Here is a 15,615-nt window from a genome sequence, read left to right on the forward strand (position 1 = left end):
CCAGATCCATACCGAACCTGGAAGTCAAGCACTTCTGCGCTGATAATACTGCACCTTTCAGGTGTGGAAACGTAGGCCTCTGCCAGCTCTTGAGTTTTTTTAAGCCCTTATCTATTTTAACTTTTTTCAGTTATCTTAGTTATGGGCTTTTTTTTTAGCCTTCGTTTTTGCCTTTTACTTATATTATCTTTACATTTTATCTTTCTTTTTTATTATTGTTTCTTTTTTGCTATACTATTATTTAATTTATAATTGAGGTTGCTTTTTTGGAAAATGATTTTTTAAATCTTTTAGATAATATAAATGATAAACAAATAGATATTGTTGATAAACTTAGTTTAATTGTGAATTTTATTAGACCGAGTAAGTTTAATGAAATAGATGATAGTTTACATAAAATAGATATGATAATAGATTTTTTTAAAAAAAGTGACAATCTTGCTTTAACAATATCTAATGAAATAAATTTATTGTTAATAGAATCAAAAGTTTCTACAAATATTGTTAATTTAGGTATTCTTTCTAAAAATGGATTTAGTTATGAAATAAGAAATAGGTTTTATAATAAGTTTTTACCTAATCCTCCTAAGAAGGGAGATTTTAGATATATTTTTGCAACGTTATTTAATAAAAAGAATGATTATAAATGGGTGAATAAAATAGATAATGAAAAATGGATAGAGTTTTTTTCTTCTATATTAATAAGTCATAAGTATACTGAAAGACTAAAGAATCATATTTACTGGGAATTGATTTATGCAGCTGAGATTTTAGCTATATGGATTGCATCAGAAGAGTTTGATGATAATTTTCTTCGTTTGGATAAAAAACTTCTAAATAGAGACTCTGTATTTATTTCATTACAAAGGGATTTAAGTGATTTAATACATAAGTTACAACTTGAAAATGTAAATATAAGCTCTATTAAAAAAGATTTTGAACATATAGATGTATTAATTGAACAATGTAATAAGCAAGTTTTATTGTTTAAGAAAAAATCTATTAATCATGGTATATCAATTGATTTAACATATGAGTTAGAAAGATTGACTCAAATAATAAGAAGATTGGATTATATTTTAGCTTTAATAAAAAGTTTTGATACAAATAAATTTCATATTTCTCTTGTGGAATTATTTAAAGAGTCTATAATAAAAAATGCTACAAAAAACTCATTGTATGAACTTTATGAGCAAAGTATAAAAATCATATCAAAAAGTATTACAAATAATACAAGTGAACATGGAGAGCATTATATTACAAATAATGTTAAAGATTATATAAAAATGTTTTTAAAAGCTAGTGGTGCTGGAATAATTATTGCAATAATGGCACTAATTAAAATAAATATTATGCAAAGTAATTTTTCTTATTCTTTTGAAACATTTTTTATTAGTTTAAATTATGGTTTAGGGTTTGTAATTATACATTTATTTGGGTTTACTGTTGCAACAAAGCAACCTGCTATGACGGCATCTACTTTTGCGGAAGCCATAGACAAAGATGATGGAAGAAAGGCAAATCAAAATAAACTTGTTTCACTTATTTTTCAAGTAATTCGTTCACAATTTGCAGCTGTTGCTGGAAATGTAACTTTTGCTTTATTGTTAGCTTTTCTTATATCTTTTTACTTTATTAGCAATAATAGTGTAGTTTTAGATGCAAATGAAGTTGAATACTACTTAGATGGTCTAAAACCTTTTTCTGCTTTTTTCTTTGCAGCAATTGCAGGAGTTTGGCTTTTTTGCTCAGGTTTAATTTCTGGATATTTTGATAATCGTGCTGATTTATTGGAGTTAAAATCTAGATATTATCATCATCCACTACTTAAAAAACTACTTAAAAATAAAAAAAGAGAAAAGTTTGCAAATTATTTACATGATCATCATGGTGCAATTGCAGGAAACTTCTTTTTTGGAGTTCTTTTAGGAATTACACCTTTTCTTGGGTATATATTTAACTTGCCATTAGATATACGTCATGTTGCTTTTTCTACTGCATATTTAGGATATGCTTCAATGCATATTGATATTTCAATTAGTGAATTTTTATTCTATTTTATTTGTGTACTTATGATTGGATTTGTAAATTTAACTATTAGTTTTTCATTAGCTTTAAAAGTATCTTTACTTTCAAGGGAAGCATATTTTGGTAATTTATTTTCTTTTTTTAAACTATTAGTTATTGAAATATTTAAAAAACCACATCATTTGATTTTTCCTATTAAAGACAAAAAAACTAAGTCTTGAGTTTTTTGTCTTTATAAGAAGTATTTGAAATGTGAGATTTTATATAAATATTTATTAATCCAACACAAAGGCTTAAGATTGCAGGAGCAATAATAATCCCCCATCCTCCAAATACTCCAATACCAGCTAACATGGCTAATAATATAAATAGTTCAGTTAATGAATAATGCAATGAAAACTTTTTATTGATATATTTCATGAAAACAAGGCGTAAAAGGTTATCAATTAATCCAGACATAATAACTATTGTAAATAGAACAATAATGATTGAAAAAAGATAATTTTGATTAAGTAATTCAACAATTGCAATAGGAAAAGCTATTAAATATGTTCCTACAATAGGTATAGCTGTCATAAAACCAGCTGCCATTCCAAAGTAAAAAGCATCATAATCTGTAGTAATATATAAAAATAATCCAAAAGCTACACCTTGTGTAATCATGCTAAATATTGTTCCAAAAAATACTGATGAAATTGTATTACTTAATTCATTGAAAAGAGTTCTTTTAAATTTTTTTATCATAGGAAGTAATCTAGTTGCTAATATAAAAAGTTTATAACCATAAATATTAAAAAGAAAATAAAAAAATAAAATCAAGAAGAATTGATATATTATGCCATTAATCTTCCAAAAAAATTGTGCAATATTATTTAATAATGATTTAACCATAGTAATATCTACATTTAATATATCAAATTCACCTAATATTGCATTGATAGATTCTTGAAAAATATCAAAAGGTTCAGGAAGACTTTTTAAATATCCAACTAAATTTTTTATATATTGCATAGATTGATCTGCATTAATACTAGGAATAAATTGGTATGAAAGTCCTACAAAGTAAATAAGAGGTAAAAATACAAATAAGAATAGGCACAATGTTAAAAAAATTGAGATTAGACTTTTTTTATAAGAAAAATTTGATTTTCTCATTAATATATCATAAATGGGTCGTGTAGCAATTGCTAAAATTCCTCCAACTATTATTCCCATTAAATAGTTTTGAAAAATATATCCAATGAAAAAGAAGCTTGCAATTAACGCAAATAATATAAAGTTTTTTGATATCATAAATTTATCCAATAATTTTTCTTTTAGTATATACATATGTCTCTTAATTTAGCTTAATAGTAATGTTTTTTTTCTATCTTGTAAAGATTTGTTTTAATTTTATAAATTATTACATTTTTATAAGCTTTATATTATATAATCATTTTTTACATTTTAAGGATTATATATATAATGTTAGGCAAACAGTTCCAACTTCGTAAAATTAATTTTTCAATTAAACATGCAGTTAGTAGATTTTTAATATCTTTTTTAGTTTCATTTTTAATAGCATATGTTCCTTCATATGAAGCTTTAAGTAGTGAAGCATGTTCAATGTTGTTTATCTTGTCATTTTCGGCTTTTTTGTGGATTACAGGTGCAATACCATCATTTGCAGTATCTTTTTTGATTATAGCTTTAGAAATACTTTTATTGGGATATCCTGATTTAAATTTTGATTCTAATTCAAAAGAGTGGTTATACTATTTAAAACCATGGTCTTCACCTTTGATATTTTTATTTTTAGCTGGATTTATTTTAGCAATAGCAGCAAGTAAAACAAAACTTGATTTGTGGCTTGCAAAAAAAGTACTATTATTCTTTGGAAATTCTCCCAATAGTGTATTAACAGGCTTAATGCTTACAACATTTGTTTTGTCAATGTTTATTTCAAATACTGCAACAGCAGCTATGATGATGACTATGCTTGTACCAATATTAAAAAATATGAAAGAGAATAATCCTTTTCAAAAAGGAATTATATTAGCTATTGTAGTTGCTGCAAATCTTGGAGGTATGGGAACAATTATAGGAACACCCCCAAATGCAATTGCAGTTGGTATCTTAGGTGATAATGCACCGTCATTTTTAGAATGGATGGTTATGGCTTTACCTCCTGGGATATTAATTCTTTTAATTCTTAGATGGGTAATATTAAAAAAGTATGCATCAACAGAAAAAATAATTAATATTGATAAAATTAAAAAAATATCACATTATGATGACTCTACAACAGATTTTTCCAAAATTCCAACAATTCCTAGTTGGAAAAAAAGTTTAGTAATATTAGTATTTATAATTACAATTTTATTATGGTTAACTGGGCCTTTGCATCTTGTCCCTACTACTGTTGTTGCTTTGTTCCCAATTGTAATTTTTACAATTTTTGGGATTATTACTAGTGATGATATTAAAGAGATTCGTTGGGATGTTATTATTTTAATTATTGGTGGTTTAGCTTTAGGTTCTGGGGTAGTTAAAACAGGTCTTGATGAATGGCTAGGATTACAAATAAATTTACAAAATCTAAATCTTTTTTTAATTGTCTGTTTATTTTCAATGATAGTAATTTGGGTTTCTAATTTTATGAGTAACACAGCTGCAACTAATATCATGCTTCCGTTAATTGTGGCTTTAGTTAGTTCAATGGGAGAAAGTATAGTATCTTATGTGGTTATTTCTGTTGCATTATGTGCTTCTTGTGCTATGATACTTCCTGTATCAACTCCACCAAATGCAATAGCTTTTTCAACTGGAAAGTTAAATTCAAAGGATTTTATTTTTATAGGTTTGGTCGCTGCTATTGTAGGACCAGTTTTTATATTATCTTTACTTAGTTTTTATACATAAAAAAAAGGCCAGTTAAAATAACTGACCTTTTTTTATTCGGAAATAGCGAATTATTACAGTCTAGACTCGTATCTTCTAAGCATGTATAATCTCTTAAGCATTTTCTTTCTAGCGTTAATTTTTTGTTTTTTTCTGATCTCTGTCATTGGTTCAAAAAATCTTCTAGCTCTAGTTTCAGTAACAATAAGATTTCTATCACATTGTTTCTTAAACCTTCTGTATGCTTCGTCAAATGATTCACTATCTTTAACTTTAATGCCTGGCACTAAAATCACCCACTTTCTTTTTAAATTTTGAATCGTGATTATATTTAAAGTTTACTTAATTCCTATTTAATTAATTTAAGATATAATCATAAATTAAAAAAAAGAGGCTAATATTTTGAACTTAACACATTTAGATGATAAAAATAGACCTAAAATGGTAGATGTATCAAATAAAAATGATACTACAAGAGTTGCTATTGCTTCTGGACAAATTTCGATGAGCCAAGAAGCTTTTGATGCAATAATACAAAATAGTACAAAAAAAGGTCCAGTATTACAAACTGCTGTAGTTGCAGCTATTCAAGGAGTAAAGAAGACATCGGATTTAATTCCTATGTGTCATCCTTTACTTTTAAGTGGAATAAATTGTGATATTGAAGAAATGCCAACATTACCAGGATTTAAATTATATGTAACAGCAAAGCTTACAGGACAAACAGGTGTTGAAATGGAAGCTTTAACAGGTGTTAGTGTAGGCTTATTAACTATTTATGATATGGTAAAAGCTATCGATAAATCAATGATTATTTCAAACGTACAACTTGAACATAAAAGTGGTGGGAAAAGTGGTGTTTTTGAAAGAGATAATTTATAATAGGAGTTATATTTGATTGATTTAAGTAAAGAGACATTAAAGCTTGATTATCCATGTAATTGGATATATAAGTTAGTATGCCATCATGATAAAGATATCAAAGAAATTATGAAAGATGTTTTGCAAGATAGAGAACATAGTGTAAAACAATCAAAAGTTAGTAGTAAGGGTAAATATAAAAGCTATGCTCTTGAATTATTAGTTCACAATGAAGATGATAGAAAAGAACTTTATAGACTTTTAGGTGAACATAAACATATAAAAATGATAGTGTAATTATTATGAATAGAAGAAGCTTTTTAAACTCTTGTAAAGTAGCTGCATTTAGTTCAGTTGCTTACCCTATAATATCAAGTGCAAGTAAAGATTTTGCAGTTGATTCTTTAGTTCTTGCAGATTCTGTTATAAAAAAAAGTGATTTATATATAGAAAAAAGTGACTTTGCACAATTTGAATCAGTTAGAAAAAAACTTTATCAAGTACAAAGATATGTTGGATATGGTAATTTTAATATATTAAGTTTTGATTTGATGCTAAAATATGCAAAATATGCTAATAGTATTCAAAATTTTACGCAAAAAGAGTTGGACTTTTTAGAAAAGATTTTTTATATTAATCCAACTCCTTATGGCTTTTATGGGAAAAAAGTTTCAGAAAAGATTACAAAAGCTATAAATAATAGAGAAGTTATAAAAGTTTCTGGTACAGGACATTATTTATTTAAAGGTAAGCCTGAACAAACATATAATGAGATGAAAAAAGATATTGGAGATACACTTACATTAACTTCGGGTGTAAGAAGTATTGTAAAGCAAATGAAATTGTATCTTGATAATATAGATAGAACTGATGGCAATATTACTAAAGCTTCAAAGTCATTAGCTCCTCCTGCATATACTTATCATTCAATTGCAGATTTTGATGTAGGTAAAAAAGGTTTAGGTTATGATAATTTTACTGCAAGATTTGCCTTAACAAAAGAGTTTTCTCAAATGAGAAAATTAAAATATATTGAGATGAGATATACAATAAATAATAAGGATGGAGTAAGATATGAACCTTGGCATATTAAGGTTATTTAGTTTAATTTTAGTATTTACATCACTAATAAGTGCAAATACTGGAAAATTTGATTTTACTTTGATAAAAAAAGGTCAAAAAAATCAGAATACTTTTCTTATTATTGGAGGAATACAAGGGGATGAACCAGGTGGCTTTATGGCTGCTTCTTTAATCGCTACTCATTATGAGATAAAAAAAGGTTCTGTTTGGATTGTTCCTAATTTAAATTTTTATTCAATTATAAAAAGAAGTAGAGGACCTTTTGGAGATATGAATAGAAAGTTTGCTAATCTATCACAAAATGATCCAGACTTTGGTGCTGTAAAAAGAATAAAAGAGTATATTACTAATAATAAAGTCAAATTGATATTGAATCTTCATGATGGAAGCGGATTTTATAGAAAAAAGAGTATAAATAGTAACTATTCTCAAAATAAATGGGGACAAAGCTCAATAATTGACCAAAATAAATTAACTATATCTAATTATGGCAATCTAGAAGAGATATCAAGTAAAGTTTGTAATCATATAAATAGTAATTTGATTAGAAAACGAGATATTTATCATGTAAAAAATACCAAAACACGACTTGGTGATAAACAAATGGAAAAAACTCTTACATATTTTGCTATAAACAAAGGTAAAGCTGCTTTTGGAAATGAAGCTAGTAAGAAACTTCCCTTACATGAAAGAACATATTATCATCTTCTAGCAATAGAAAAATATATGGATATTATGGGAATAGAGTATAAAAGATCTTTTAACTTAAAACCATTAGAATTAAAAAGTGTAATTGATAATGATATTTCTATATCTTTTTATAATAATAAAATCAATCTACCTTTAGAGGGTATTAGAGATTTTGTAGGATATTTCCCAACAAGTAAAGATGAAATACAAAATTTCAAAGTAAGTAATCCTTTAATGACTGTAATAAAAAAAGAAAATTTATATAGTATTCGTTATGGAAATAGAAGAGTTGCTAGATTATTACCTGATTATTTTGATATCGAAAAAGATATGAATAGTGCAAAGATATTAATTGATGGAAAAGAATCACTAATAAATATGGGGTCAGTCATAAATGTAAAAAATGACTTTTTAGTAAAATCTCAAAAAGATATTAGAGTAAATATAATTGGATATGTAAATAAATCTAAGAAAAATGAGTCTGAATTGCTTGTTTCAAAAAATGAAATAATGCAAAAATTTTCACTTGATAAAAAAGGAAAAGTTTATAGAGTTGAATTCTATAAAAAAAATAAATTTGCTGGTATGGTTTTAGTAAATTTTGGAAGTAAAAATCTATTTTTAGCTAAAAATGGTTATTAGTTAGTATCTAGTTTATAGATACTAACTCTTTTTTGAATAACTCTTGATTTAATTTTTTGCAAGCAGTTTTGTATATCTCTTCAATTCTTTCTTCATCATCTTTCATGCTTTTCTTTAAATCTTCAATACTTTGACCTGATTCAATCGCTACAAATACTTTAAACTCTTTTTTTGTAAATTTTCTTTTTAAAACTTCTTGTAGTTCATCTTCTGATTTTAAAGTACCAACAAGTTTGTCAATATTGTTTGTAATTGATTTTGTAAAATTCATAATACTCCTTTTGAATTCATGATTATATATAAATAGACTTTATATTTAGCTATTTATCCAATTATTTAAGTTATTTATATCTTCATATGATGTCATGTCAAGTTTTATTGGACTAATTGATATGTAGTTTGCACTTACTGCTTCAAAATCACAATCTTTATTTTCGCTACTTTTCCAAATAAGTGGATGTAAACCTATCCAATAATACTCTTCTCCTCTTGGATTTAAATGTCTTGATGTATCATTTCCATACTCTCTATATCCAGCTTTTGTAATCTTTATTCCATTACACTCTTCTATTGAAATAGGAGGAATATTTACATTTAAAAATTTTCTTTCTTCAAGTGGAAATTCTGAGTTTAATATTTTTTTTGCAAGCTTAACTATAGTATCTTTTGCCAATGCAAAATCCCAACCGTTTTTTATGTCATGGCATCTATCTTTACAAACTTGAGATATTGCAATGGCTGGAACTTTATGTAAAACAGCTTCCATTGCAGCAGCAGCTGTACCACTATATGTAATATCTTCTCCCATATTTGCACCAATATTTATACCACTGATTACTAAATCAGGTTTGTATCCTTCTTTAAAAAGATTATGAATTGATATAAACATACAATCAGTCGGGCTTCCATCATCAATTTTATAAAAATCATCTTTTACATTTTGCATTCTTAGTGGTTTATCTAATGTTAAAGAGTGACCACATGCTGATTTGTTTTTAGCTGGAGCTACGACTGTTAGTTTTGCAATAGGTGATAAGGCTTTTATTAAAGCTTTTAATCCTATTGCATCAAATCCATCATCATTTGTTAATAATATTTGTTTCATTAGTCTATTTTATAAACTCCCTCAATATTTTGAATTAAATTTTCTACATTATTTGCAACTTTAAAACCACTTTCTAACTCAATATCTCCAAGTTTTGATTTAACTATTATTCTTAAATCTCTTTTACCTTGATTATGAGCAATAACATCAAAAAGTTTATACATAAGCTCTTCACTATTTGAGTAAGGAACAGCAATTGTTAAAGGTGGTTCTATCTTTTGGGCTTTTTTAACTCTTTGTTTATCTTTTTTTGCATCATTTAAGTTCTCTATTTTTCTTAAACTCATTCTAGTAAATTGTTCATCTTTAGAAATTCTTACTTTAAAAGCTAAGGGTTCATCTTCATATTTAAAATCATTTTTAAGCTCATTTAACTTATCTTCAAACATCATAAGTTCAATATTTCCATGTAAATCCATAAGATTTAAAATTGCAAATTTATTACCTTTTTTTGATATCTTTTCAGTGATTGTTTCTACTTTACCTACAAATAAAACTTCACTTCCATCATTTATTTCATCAATTTCTGAACTTAAAGTGTAAGTGATTTTATCAAGTTGATCTCTATAATCATCAAGAGGGTGACCTGATACATAAAAACCTAAAGTATTTTTTTCAAATTCTAAAATCTCTTTTGAATCATATTCAGGTAAATGCTCAAGTTCAACAGTTACAGTTGTTAATTCTTCATCATCGCCAAAAAGTGAGCCTGTTGCCATTTTTTTAGCTTGCATTGCTTTTCCAGCACCTTCAACTATTTGCTCGATTTGTTCTACCATGGCTTTTCTACTATATTCAAATGAGTCTAATGCACCAGCTTTTACAAGAGATTCTATAACTCTTTTATTTACTTTACTTGCATCAATTCTTGAAATAAAATCACTTAAATCTTTAAATTCACCACCTTCATTTCTCGCTTTTAAAATAGATTTTATAGCTACATCTCCAGCACCTTTAATGGCACCCATTCCAAACATAACTACTTCTTCACCATCAATTTTCTTTGCAGAAAATACTAAATCTGATTTATTAATATCAGGTGGAAATAGATCTAATCCTAACCTTTTTACTTCATCTACATATCTTACAACTTTATCAGTGTTATCTTTTTCAAGTGTAAGAAGTGCAGCCATAAACTCTGCTGGATAATAACACTTTAAGTATGAAGTATAAAATGTTACTAGTGCATATGCTGCTGAGTGAGATTTATTAAATCCATATCCAGCAAACTTAACAATTAAATCAAACAGTTCTTCACAATGGTCTTTGTTATAACCTTTTTCTACTCCACCTTGTGCAAACTGTACTTTAAGTTTGTCCATCTCTTCTTTAATTTTTTTACCCATTGCCCGTCTAACTAAATCGGCACCCCCAAGGCTGAACCCACCGATTGTTTGAACAATTTGCATAACTTGCTCTTGGTAAACAATAACCCCATATGTTGTTTCAAGAATAGGTCTTAATGGTGCATCAAACTCATCATAAAAATAGTTTATTTGAGCTCTTCCATGTTTTCTATCAATAAAATCATCAAGCATTCCTGATTCCATTGGACCTGGTCTATAAAGTGCTAAAACGGCAATAATATCTTCAAAATTTGATGGGGCTAATCTTTTACAAAGATCTTGCATACCATCTGATTCTATTTGAAATAAGCCTATAGTATTTCCTGTTTGAATTAAATCATAAACTCCTTTATCATTTACATCTGTTTTAATAAAGTCAATTCTTTTTCCATGTCTTTTTTCAATAAGCTTATTTGCTTCTTCAATTACAGTCAATGTTTTAAGACCCAAGAAGTCAAATTTGATCAAGTCAACATCTTCAACATATTTTCCATTATATTGAGTAGCAAGTGTATCAAGACCACTTGGTTTAAAAAGAGGTGTTTTTTTCCATAAAGGTTCATTTGATATTACAACACCAGCTGCGTGAGTTCCTGCATTTCTATTTAATCCCTCTAAAGCTAATGCAAATTCCCAAACTCTTTTTGCTTGTGGGTCTATATCACATAGTTCTTTTATTTTTGGCTCTTTGTCCCAAGAGTCTTTTAAATTTATTCCTAATTCATCTGGGATTAGTTTTGCCATGGCATCAGCTTTTGCATAAGGCATATCTAAAACTCTAGCAACATCTCTAATTACACCTTTTGCTAATAATTTACCAAAAGTAATAATTTGTGCAACATTGGCTCTTCCATATTGTTTAATTACATAATCAATAATCTCGCCTCTTCTTGTTTGACAAAAGTCCATATCAATATCGGGCATTGATACCCTTTCTGGATTAAGGAATCTCTCAAAAAGTAAGCCATAAGGCATGGGATCAATATCTGTAATATATAGACTATATGCTACCAAGCTTCCTGCTGCTGAACCTCTTCCTGGACCTACTGGAATTCCCATTTGTTTAGCAACAATAACAAAATCCCAAACAATAAGCATATATCCAGGGAATTTCATATTATTTATAATATCAATCTCTACTTGTAGTCTCTCTTTATATTCTTGATGTTTTGATTTATCTACTATTTTTAGTCTATCTTCTAAACCTTTCCAACACTCATGAATAAATAGTGCTTTATCATTTTCTAAAGAGTACTCTTCTTCTGGATAAGGAATTGGTAAATTTGATTCTTCAAGTTTTTGTCTAGTAAATTTAAAATTTGGAGGAGTAGGGTTTCCTAGTTTTATCTCAAGATTACATTTATCTGATATCTCTTGTGTTGCTTCAATAGCTTCTGGAATATCTGCATAAAGTTTTGCAATTTGTTCTGGTGATTTTAAATAAAACTCATGAACAGAGTGTCTAAGTCTATTTGGATCATCATAAAGTTTATTCATTGCAATACACATAAATGCTTCATGGGGACCAGCATCTTTTTGTTCTAATCTTTCGTTATTTGTATTTAGATGCCAATTGATTTCACCTTGTAAACAAGCAGCAGAACATACAATTCCCTCAGAGTTTTCTCTTAAAAGTTTTTTATTAATCCTTGGATAATAATAAAAACCATACATATAAGCTTGTGAACTTAAGTACATAAGATTTTTATATCCCACATCATTTTTGGCATATAAACATAGATGAAATCTTTGTTTTGTCGTTTTATCATCTACTTCTTCATTGTTATGAATATAAGCTTCCATTCCTATGATAGGTTTGATTCCCTCAGCTCTCATGGCATTATAAAAATCAATAGCTCCAAACATATTACCATGATCAGTCATGGCAACACTTTTCATACCCATCTCTTTTACTTTTTTTGCTAAAGGTTTTATCTTATTAGCACCATCTAAAAGTGAATATTCTGTGTGTAAATGTAAATGTGTAAATTTTGGTATATCGGACATGTTTAAATCTCTATTTAATTAAGTTTTTTTAAGTATATCCAAAAAATGATTTTGAGCCTCTTTAAAACCAAGATTAAAACAATCATCAAGCTCTTTGAAAGTAAATAGAGAAAAACTCCTTATATGAGTACTTCCAAGATAAAAATTTGCATTGGAAATTGAGTAAGAGTGATTTTTATATAAAGTTTTAAAGAAATTTCTTTTAAAAGATGTAAGAAGTGAGGTTTTTTTCTTTTTGTTTGATTTTCTTTTAGGAAATAAATCAATTGCATAAATATCATATCCTTTATCTTCTAAAGGTTTAATAGGTACATTATCAAATAAACCTCCATCTATTAAATACATATTTTTATATTTTATTGGTTTAAAAAGTGGGATTAAGGCACTAGAAGCCATACATAAAGTAACCACATCACCACTACTAAAATAATGAAGTTTTTTCTTTTTTATATCATAAGCATTAACATAAACAGGTTTTGGTAATTCTTCAAGTTTTTTTATGGGAAAAAGTTCATTTATAATTTTATTTGAATAATCAATTTTAAAAAGACCATTTTTAAAATAATTAAATTTTATAGCTTTTTTTAAATCATTTGAAGCAAAAATTTTTAGTTGCTCCTTAGCACTTATTCCACTAGCATGAGATGCACTAATAATACTTCCAATAGACGAACCACTATAAGCTTTTATATCTATTTTATTTTTTTCTAAAAAATGTAAAGCACCTAAGTGAAATGCTCCTCTTGCAGCACCTCCACCTAAGGCTAGGGCTAAGTTTGTTTTCACTTATCTAACCAATCAATAATAATAAATTCACCTTCATAAGTCTCAGCTATTGCAGTACATGATTCTACCCAGTCACCACAATTTAAGTATTCAATAGTATCGATTTTCCTGATTTCTGCTTTATGAATATGTCCACAAATAATACCATCATAACCTTTATTCTTTGCATGATTTGATAAAACTATTTCAAAATCATTTATAAATGAGACTGAAGACTTTACACTATCTTTTACATATTTTGATAATGACCAATATTTTTTAACTCCAACTTTTTTTCTAAAAAAATTTAAAAATGCGTTTAAATATAGAAGTAAATCATATCCATAATCACCTAATATTGCAAGCCATTTTTTTGTCATAGTAATAGAATCAAAAAAATCTCCATGGGTAATATAGTATTTCTTACCATTTATAGAATTGTATTCTAATTCATTTGTTATATTTAAAGAGTTACCTAAAATTAAAGGAACAAAGGGTCTTAAAAACTCATCATGATTACCTGTAATAAATGTAACATTACAACCTTTTCTAGCTTTTTTTAGAATTTTCTGGATTACATCTGAGTGAGTTTGGGGCCATATAAGTTTTCTTTTTATTGCCCAACCATCTATAATATCACCTACTAAGATGAGGTTTTCACAATTGTTATGTTTTAAAAAACTAAGAAGATTTTTAGCTTTTGAAAAGCGTGTTCCAAGATGAATATCTGATATAAATATACTTTTGTATTTCATTTGTCCAGTTTAAATTATAATGATTACATTTAAACGACAAATGAAAATGCAATATTAGCCTAAGCTAATATTGCATTTTTAACATTTGAATAAATTTCATCACCTTTTAATGCTCTTACAATTTCAAGTGCAAATTGTGTTGCTGTTGCTGGACCTCTTGATGTTATTACATTATCATCAATTACAACATTATCATCTTTATGGTAACCATCTAGTCTTATTTTTTCTTCAAAACTTGGATAACAAGTATAGTTTTGATTTAGTACATCTGCTTTGTGTAAAGCATAAGGTGCTGCACAAATTGCAGCAATTAGTTTATTTTCTTGCTTCATTTCTTTTAAAATTTTTTGTACAAAATTATCTTCTGCTAGTGTAAATGCATTTGGTAATCCTCCTGATAAAACAATCATATCAAAGTCACCGTTTACATCTTCAAGTTTGCAATCTGCTGTAATTGTAATATTATGCGCACCTACTGTTTCTAACTCTTCAACAGCAGCTATTGTAACTTCAATTTCTGCACGTCTGCATATATCAATTATTGAAACAGTTTCAATCTCTTCAAACCCATTTGATATTGGTAGTAAAACTCTTGTCATATGGTCTCCTTTTTTTATATATATTTATAAATTATAATAAAAAAAGCTTGATATTTTCTCAAAGTTTGAAAAATTTCTTAAAAAGTTTTCAAAAGGGCTATTTCTTGGGTCTTCTAGCATCTCTTTTCAAGAGTTTATAAGTTTGATTTAAATAAAATTTAACTAATTATAAAAAGGGGAATACATGCTTAAATCTTTTATCAAGACTACTTTAGGTGCAATAGCTATAATTTTAATAGCTACAGGATGCGCATATACGCAAAATTCTGTTAATTCTAAACAAGATTCAAACTTACAAATAGAAAATCGAAAAGTTCAAGTAACAAAAGAGTATTTAAAAGTTGCACAAGATAAACAACTTCATGTGACTACACAAAGAACACTTGAGGGAACAATTGATTCTTTGGCTACTCAAATTATGAGAAATACTAAAATACCTACAAATAAACCTGTACTTTTTACTTCATTTGTTAGACTTGATAATCTTAAAAAAACTACAGAGTTTGGTAGAGTTATTAGCGAAAGTTTAATAAATGAATTATCAAATAGAGGTTTTAATGTAATTGAATTTAGAGGTCAATTAAATGTTTCTATTGATGAAGATGGTGAATATTTTATTTCAAGAGATATTAGTAAATTAAAAGAGAAAATTCCTAATACTTATGTTGTTGTTGGAACATACTCAAGACAATTTGGAAAGATTGTTTTAAATGCTAGAGTTGTAGATAATATTTCAGGAAGAATTATTTCAAGTTCAAGAGCAATTTATCAACACAATAAAAGAAATGATTGTGTAATTTTCAAAGATTGTAAACCTCCAAGAACAGTTAAAATTATAAAAGAAAAAAAGTAAG

The 15,615-nt window shown here is 27.2% G+C and carries 15 protein-coding genes; 7 read left to right on the top strand and 8 right to left on the bottom strand.

Features of this window, described 5'->3' with window-relative positions:
• The first annotated feature begins 266 nt into the window (after positions 1-266).
• Positions 267-2,249 carry a recombinase gene (locus tag ACTCCZ_RS03095; protein WP_159445720.1) on the top strand — a complete coding sequence of 661 codons (1,983 nt, stop codon included), beginning with the start codon at positions 267-269 and terminating at the stop codon, positions 2,247-2,249.
• Here the strand turns inward: ACTCCZ_RS03095 and ACTCCZ_RS03100 are convergent.
• Positions 2,239-3,357, bottom strand: a complete 1,119-nt coding sequence (locus ACTCCZ_RS03100) for an AI-2E family transporter (protein WP_079577626.1) — start codon at positions 3,355-3,357, stop codon at positions 2,239-2,241. The two genes, ACTCCZ_RS03095 and ACTCCZ_RS03100, sit on opposite strands and share 11 nt — an antisense overlap.
• A 135-nt stretch (positions 3,358-3,492) precedes the next feature.
• On the opposite strand from ACTCCZ_RS03100, the gene ACTCCZ_RS03105 reads away from it, so the two are divergent.
• Complete coding sequence (locus ACTCCZ_RS03105; RefSeq protein WP_079577625.1) at positions 3,493-4,929, top strand: SLC13 family permease; 1,437 nt, start codon at positions 3,493-3,495, stop codon at positions 4,927-4,929.
• A gap of 53 nt (positions 4,930-4,982) precedes the next feature.
• Here ACTCCZ_RS03105 and rpsU read toward each other — a convergent pair whose 3' ends face one another.
• Positions 4,983-5,195 (bottom strand): 30S ribosomal protein S21, encoded by a 213-nt coding sequence (rpsU, locus tag ACTCCZ_RS03110; RefSeq protein ID WP_071628030.1) that lies wholly within the window; start codon positions 5,193-5,195, stop codon positions 4,983-4,985.
• A 115-nt stretch (positions 5,196-5,310) separates the two neighbouring features.
• Here rpsU and moaC point away from each other — a divergent pair, with 115 nt between their 5' ends.
• Genes moaC through ACTCCZ_RS03130 form a run of 4 tightly spaced genes read left to right on the top strand, consistent with a single transcriptional unit; the run spans position 5,311 to position 8,184 of the window.
• Entirely contained in the window at positions 5,311-5,790 is a 480-nt protein-coding gene (gene moaC / locus ACTCCZ_RS03115; RefSeq protein WP_079577624.1) for a cyclic pyranopterin monophosphate synthase MoaC, read from the top strand.
• Between the two features lie 12 nt (positions 5,791-5,802).
• The gene (locus ACTCCZ_RS03120) at positions 5,803-6,066 is read left to right on the top strand and encodes an HP0495 family protein (RefSeq protein ID WP_079577623.1); all 264 of its coding nucleotides are present in this window, start codon (positions 5,803-5,805) and stop codon (positions 6,064-6,066) included.
• A gap of 5 nt (positions 6,067-6,071) precedes the next feature.
• Positions 6,072-6,872, top strand: coding sequence for a M15 family metallopeptidase (locus ACTCCZ_RS03125; RefSeq protein ID WP_079577622.1), 801 nt, complete (start codon positions 6,072-6,074; stop codon positions 6,870-6,872).
• Positions 6,844-8,184: a M99 family carboxypeptidase catalytic domain-containing protein gene (locus ACTCCZ_RS03130; RefSeq protein WP_079577621.1), complete on the top strand. Its 1,341-nt coding sequence runs from the start codon at positions 6,844-6,846 to the stop codon at positions 8,182-8,184. The genes ACTCCZ_RS03125 and ACTCCZ_RS03130 overlap by 29 nt, the downstream gene beginning before the upstream one ends.
• Before the next feature lie 7 nt (positions 8,185-8,191).
• Here ACTCCZ_RS03130 and ACTCCZ_RS03135 read toward each other — a convergent pair whose 3' ends face one another.
• From ACTCCZ_RS03135 to ACTCCZ_RS03160, 6 genes are read right to left on the bottom strand one after another with little or no spacing between them, the layout of a single operon-like run.
• The gene (locus ACTCCZ_RS03135; protein ID WP_079577620.1) at positions 8,192-8,455 is read right to left on the bottom strand and encodes a hypothetical protein; all 264 of its coding nucleotides are present in this window, start codon (positions 8,453-8,455) and stop codon (positions 8,192-8,194) included.
• A 45-nt stretch (positions 8,456-8,500) separates the two neighbouring features.
• Positions 8,501-9,289 carry a 5'/3'-nucleotidase SurE gene (gene surE, locus ACTCCZ_RS03140; RefSeq protein WP_079577619.1) on the bottom strand — a complete coding sequence of 263 codons (789 nt, stop codon included), beginning with the start codon at positions 9,287-9,289 and terminating at the stop codon, positions 8,501-8,503.
• Entirely contained in the window at positions 9,289-12,642 is a 3,354-nt protein-coding gene (gene dnaE / locus ACTCCZ_RS03145) for a DNA polymerase III subunit alpha (protein ID WP_463187142.1), read from the bottom strand. The genes surE and dnaE overlap by 1 nt, the downstream gene beginning before the upstream one ends.
• Before the next feature lie 18 nt (positions 12,643-12,660).
• Positions 12,661-13,428 (bottom strand): patatin-like phospholipase family protein, encoded by a 768-nt coding sequence (locus ACTCCZ_RS03150; RefSeq protein WP_079577617.1) that lies wholly within the window; start codon positions 13,426-13,428, stop codon positions 12,661-12,663.
• The gene (locus ACTCCZ_RS03155) at positions 13,425-14,162 is read right to left on the bottom strand and encodes a UDP-2,3-diacylglucosamine diphosphatase (protein WP_079577616.1); all 738 of its coding nucleotides are present in this window, start codon (positions 14,160-14,162) and stop codon (positions 13,425-13,427) included. The genes ACTCCZ_RS03150 and ACTCCZ_RS03155 overlap by 4 nt, the downstream gene beginning before the upstream one ends.
• 59 nt (positions 14,163-14,221) lie before the next feature.
• Positions 14,222-14,761, bottom strand: a complete 540-nt coding sequence (locus tag ACTCCZ_RS03160) for a DJ-1 family glyoxalase III (protein ID WP_079577615.1) — start codon at positions 14,759-14,761, stop codon at positions 14,222-14,224.
• 184 nt (positions 14,762-14,945) lie between these two features.
• Here ACTCCZ_RS03160 and ACTCCZ_RS03165 point away from each other — a divergent pair, with 184 nt between their 5' ends.
• Positions 14,946-15,614, top strand: a complete 669-nt coding sequence (locus ACTCCZ_RS03165; RefSeq protein WP_159445719.1) for a FlgO family outer membrane protein — start codon at positions 14,946-14,948, stop codon at positions 15,612-15,614.
• Position 15,615: the final 1 nt, after the last annotated feature.

The sequence above is a fragment of the Malaciobacter sp. genome, assembly GCF_055140965.1.